Below are 4,303 nucleotides of genomic sequence, written 5' to 3'. Positions count from 1 at the left end.
GAACCAGACGGCCCGGGCGCCCTTGCGGTCCCGGGTGCGGTGCCGTAGGGGGCGCGGGCCTGCTGCGAGGAGGCGGGCTCCTCGGCGGCGGGGCGCTCCCCGGCGGACGGCCGCTCCTCGGTGAGGACGGCGGTCGCGCCCAGGTCCACGGTCGGCTGCTCGTCGGCGGGGGTGGAGAGGCGGGCGGTGCGGTCGTCGGTGGTCACGGTGTGCTCCTTCTCGGGTGCCGGTCGCCCGGCGGGATGCGGTCCCGCCGGGCGGGCCGGCGGTGCTGCCGGTGTGTTCCGGCGATGCCTCCACGCTACGGACGCGCCCGGACCGGCCCCATCCGGGGAACCCCCGGAACTCGGGGGCGATCCCCCGCCTCGAGGCGGGGGCGGGTGCGAGACTGGTCCCGGCGCGAGGAGGCGGCGACGATGGACGACGACGAGCTGCGGCACCGCACCCGGGACCGCAAGGGCGCCCGGGCCGTCTGGTTCGCCGGGCTCTCGGCGCTCGCCGGCTTCGTGGTGATCTCCCCCGTGATCTCCCTCACGGCGACCGTGATGGTGTGGGGGTCGCGGCGGCGGATCGGCACCCTCAGCGACCGGAACGGGCTGGTCGCCGTCAACTGGCAGCTCACCTACCTCGCACTCCAGCTGATGCTGGTCCCGCTGCACCTCGCGCTGGTGTCGGTGCGCGACTCGCTCGGCGCCGACTGGCCGCTCGCGACGATCTCGGCGATCCTCGCGCTGGCCGTGCTCAACCTCGTGCTGTGCGTCGTCCTCGGGATCCGGTCCGGCCAGGGACGCACCGTGCGCCTCTGGATCGCCGTGCCCTTCGCCCGCTCCACCCGTCCGCCGCGCTGACCGTCCGGGGACACCGGGCCCGGCGGCTCTCCGCTCCCGGGACTCCGCCCGGCGTGTCCGCGGCGAGGTACCCCCTCGACCCCGCGGCGGCGGGCAGGGTGGTGGAGTGATCGCCTTCCCTCCGCCCGTGTACATCGTGGCCGACGACGGAGTGCGGCTGGCCACCTACTCCGTCGGCGAGGAGAGCGCCCCGACCGTCCTCGCCGTGCACGGCTTCGCCTCCCACGCCGTTCTCAACTGGGAGACGTCGGGCTGGCTGCGGACGCTGCACCGGGCCGGGTACCGCGTCGTGGCGCTCGACCAGCGCGGGCACGGCGCGAGCGAGAAGCCGCACCACTCCGACTCCTACAGCGTGGACGCCATGGTGGCCGACCTGGTGCGGGTGCTCGACTCCTACGACCTCGACGCGCCCCACGTCCTCGGCTACTCCCTCGGCGCCCGGATGAGCTGGGTGCTGGGGCTCGAGCACCCGGAGCGGCTCGCATCGCTGAGCCTCGGCGGGCTGACGGTGGGCGAGCCCCTCCGCTCCTTCGACGCGGAGGCGGCCCGGGCCCGCGTCGCCTCCGGCGGCGAGATCGACGACGGCTTCACCCGCGCCTTCATCGGCATGGCGGAGGGCGTGCAGGGCAACGACCTCGCGGCACTGGTGGCGGTGGCCGACGGCGTCCGCGGCGGGGCGCACCCGGAGCACGGGCGGCACCCCGGCCTGCCGACGCTGCTCGTGACCGGCGGCGCGGATCCGATCGCTCCCGGCGGTGAGCTGCTGGCGGCGGAGGCGGGGGCGCGGTTCGTGAGCGTCCCCGGCCGCGACCACACCAGCACCGTGCCCGCGCGGGGCTTCAAGGACGCGGTGCTGGCGTTCCTGGCGGAGCAGCGCTGAGCCGGCCCCTCGCCGGACGGGAGCACCGCGAGCGCCGAGGCCCGCGGCGTAGCATCCCCCTCATGCAGGCGATCCGCATCGAGAACCCCGGCCCCGACTCCCGACTCGTGCTGGAGGAGGTGCCGACGCCCTCCCCCGGACCCGGCGAGGTCCTCGTCCGCGTGGCGGCCGCCGGCGTCAACCGCGCCGACCTCGGCCAGCGCGGCGGGGTCTACCCGCCGCCGCCCGGCGCCTCCGAGATCCTCGGCATGGAGGTGTCCGGCACGGTCGTCGCGCTCGGCGAGGACGCGACCGGGTTCTCGGAGGGCGACGAGGTCTGCGCGCTGCTCTCCGGCGGCGGCTACGCGGAGTACGTCGCGGTCGACGCGGGCCTGGTGCTGCCGGTGCCGGACGGCGTCGGCCTCGTCTCGGCCGCCGCCCTCCCGGAGACGACGTCCACCGTCTGGTCGAACCTCGTGATGGTGGCCGGGCTCGGATCCGGCGACACCGTCCTCCTCCACGGCGGCGGGAGCGGGATCGGGACCACGGGCATCCAGATCGCCGCCGCCCTCGGCGCCCGCGTCGCCGTCACGGCCGGCAGCGCCCGCAAGCTCGAGGCGTGCCGCGCGCTCGGCGCCGACGTCCTGATCGACTACCGCGAGGAGGACTTCGTCGAGCGGATCCGCGAGGCGACCGGCGGGCGCGGCGTCGACGTGATCCTCGACCCCGTCGGCGGCGACTACCTGGCCCGCGACCTGGAGGCGCTGGCCGTGGGCGGGCGCGTGGTGTTCATCGGCAACCAGTCCGGCGCGCTCGGCTCGCTCGACCTCGGGGTGCTGATGCGCAAGCGCGGGGCGGTGCACGCCACGACCCTCCGCGCCCGGCCCCTCGAGGAGCGGCGCGCGATCATCGCGCAGGTGCGCGCGGAGGTCTGGCCGCTGGTCGCCGCCGGGACGGTGCGCCCGGTGGTGGACGAGGTGGTCCCGCTCGCCGAGGCCGAGCGGGCGCACGACGTGATGCGCTCCTCCGGCCACATCGGCAAGCTGCTGCTCACCCCGTGACGCCCGACACCGGAGGAGGCCCCCGCCGCCCGCGGTGAGCGGGAGCGGGGGCCTCCTCCGGTGATGCCCTGCGGCGGGGCGTCAGACGGCGGAGCGCAGGAGTCCGAGCGAGCGGTTGATGCCGTCGACGTCGACCGCGGCCGGATCGAACGAGGCTCCGGCGGCGAGGCCGAGAGCCTCGAGCGCCTCCGCGTGGTCGGCCGAGGACGGGTCGGTCGCCGCCCGCACCGTGTCGGCCCAGGCCGCGGGGCCTCCCGGCACGTCGAGCGGAGCCGCGCCGCGCGCGCCCGTGCAGCGCGGCAGAGCAGACGACAGCGGCGCGATCGACTCCAGGCGGATCACGTGGCGCCACTCGTCCTCGAGGTCGTAGACGTAGAAGAGCTCGTCCTGCTCCTGCTCGAGCACCTCGGCGAGCGCGACGCCCGCCTCGTCCACGAGGTCGGCGCCGAACTCCTCCGCGTCGGACGGCGAGCCGATCGGAGCCTGCTCCTCATCGGGCACGCCCACGCTGAAGTAGTGCGGCTGCGCGTCGGTCCAGCCCAGCGAGAGCTGGAGCGCGAGGTGCAGATCGCGCAGCGACGACTCGGAGGAGAGCTCGAGGCGTCGCCAGACGACGGGCTTGGTCCCGAGCAGGGCGACGTGGAGCGCGTAGGCCGTCGCCGTGTCCTGGGTCGCCTCGTCGAGGATCTCGAGGCGGGTGGCCTCGCGCTCGCCGAGGAGGACGACCGTCGCGCGGACGACGGAGGCGAGGACGGGCGCCAGGCCCTCCGGCACGGCGTAGCCGAACTCGGGCGAGTGCAGCAGCAGGCCGAGCTCGGCGGTGTCGTCGAGCATCCGCTCGGCCGTGCCGACCATGCGCTCGCGCTCGTCGAGGGCCTCGTCGAGCGAGACTCCGGAGTCGGCGGCCAGCTCGTCGACCAGCTCGCCGACGACCAGGCCCGGGTGGATCTCGGCCTGGCAGGCGACGGCGATGCGGACCAGTACGGCATCGGTGGTGGTGACCGCGCGCTCCTCCGGGGAGAAGGCGCCGTCCTCGGTGTCGGCGGCCGCCAGTGCGGTCTGGGCGCTGAGGATCCACTGCTCGAGGAAGCGGGCGACGTAGGCGATGCGCTCGGCGGCGGCCTCGTGCGCGTCGGAGCTGCGCCAGAGCACCGCGGACTCGCCGAGACCTGCGGCGGATCCCTCCTGCTCGAGCACGGCCGAGCCGACCAGCGCGTCCCACCAGGCAGAGACCGGGATGCGGACGGAGTCGTCGCTCGGGGTGGATCCCGCGGAGGAGATGCCCGCCTCGACCGCGATCTCGCGGGCGGCGCGCTCGGTGAGGGTCGCGCCGTCGTCGGCGGCGAGGTGCTCGACCACGACGTCGGCGGCGTGCACGAGAGCGGTGGCGCGGACGGCGGAGAGCTGCTCCTCGGCCGGGACCTCGTCGAGCTCGGCGAGGTCGTCGAGCACGGCCTCCACGAAGGAGCCGGCGAGGTCGAGGACCTCGTCGAGGACGGCCTGGCACTCGTCCAGCTCCTCGTCGGTGCCGGTCC

Annotated in this window: 5 protein-coding genes; 3 read left to right on the top strand and 2 right to left on the bottom strand. The window is 75.7% G+C overall.

All coding sequences use genetic code 11. The annotated features are described in order from the left end of the window. The coding region (locus C5C27_RS16665) for a hypothetical protein (RefSeq protein ID WP_146079734.1) at positions 1 to 206 on the bottom strand (206 nt) is incomplete at its 3' end. Positions 207 to 380: 174 nt separating this feature from the next. Between C5C27_RS16665 and C5C27_RS16660 the strand changes: the two genes are divergently transcribed. From C5C27_RS16660 to C5C27_RS16650, 3 genes are all read left to right on the top strand, one after another. Beyond that, positions 381 to 848, top strand: coding sequence for a DUF4870 domain-containing protein (locus C5C27_RS16660; protein WP_181127854.1), 468 nt, complete (start codon positions 381 to 383; stop codon positions 846 to 848). A gap of 106 nt (positions 849 to 954) precedes the next feature. After that, entirely contained in the window at positions 955 to 1,728 is a 774-nt protein-coding gene (locus C5C27_RS16655; protein ID WP_104314958.1) for an alpha/beta fold hydrolase, read from the top strand. 62 nt (positions 1,729 to 1,790) lie between these two features. Continuing rightward, a complete protein-coding gene (locus tag C5C27_RS16650) occupies positions 1,791 to 2,768 on the top strand; it encodes an NAD(P)H-quinone oxidoreductase (protein WP_104314957.1) in 978 nt (325 codons plus the stop codon). 81 nt (positions 2,769 to 2,849) lie between these two features. Here the strand turns inward: C5C27_RS16650 and C5C27_RS16645 are convergent. Continuing rightward, positions 2,850 to 4,303 (bottom strand): plasmid pRiA4b ORF-3 family protein (locus C5C27_RS16645; protein WP_219813197.1); only part of this gene is annotated, 1,454 nt, incomplete at its 5' end.

The sequence above is a fragment of the Rathayibacter sp. AY2B7 genome (genome assembly GCF_002931635.1).
GTDB lineage: Bacteria > Actinomycetota > Actinomycetes > Actinomycetales > Microbacteriaceae > Rathayibacter.
This window is presented reverse-complemented; position numbering and strand designations above follow the sequence as displayed.

Bases quoted from the DNA above. Each gene is read 5' to 3' on its own strand.
- C5C27_RS16650 (WP_104314957.1), top strand. From the start codon at position 1,791: ATGCAGGCGATCCGCATCGAGAACCCCGGCCCCGACTCCCGACTCGTG.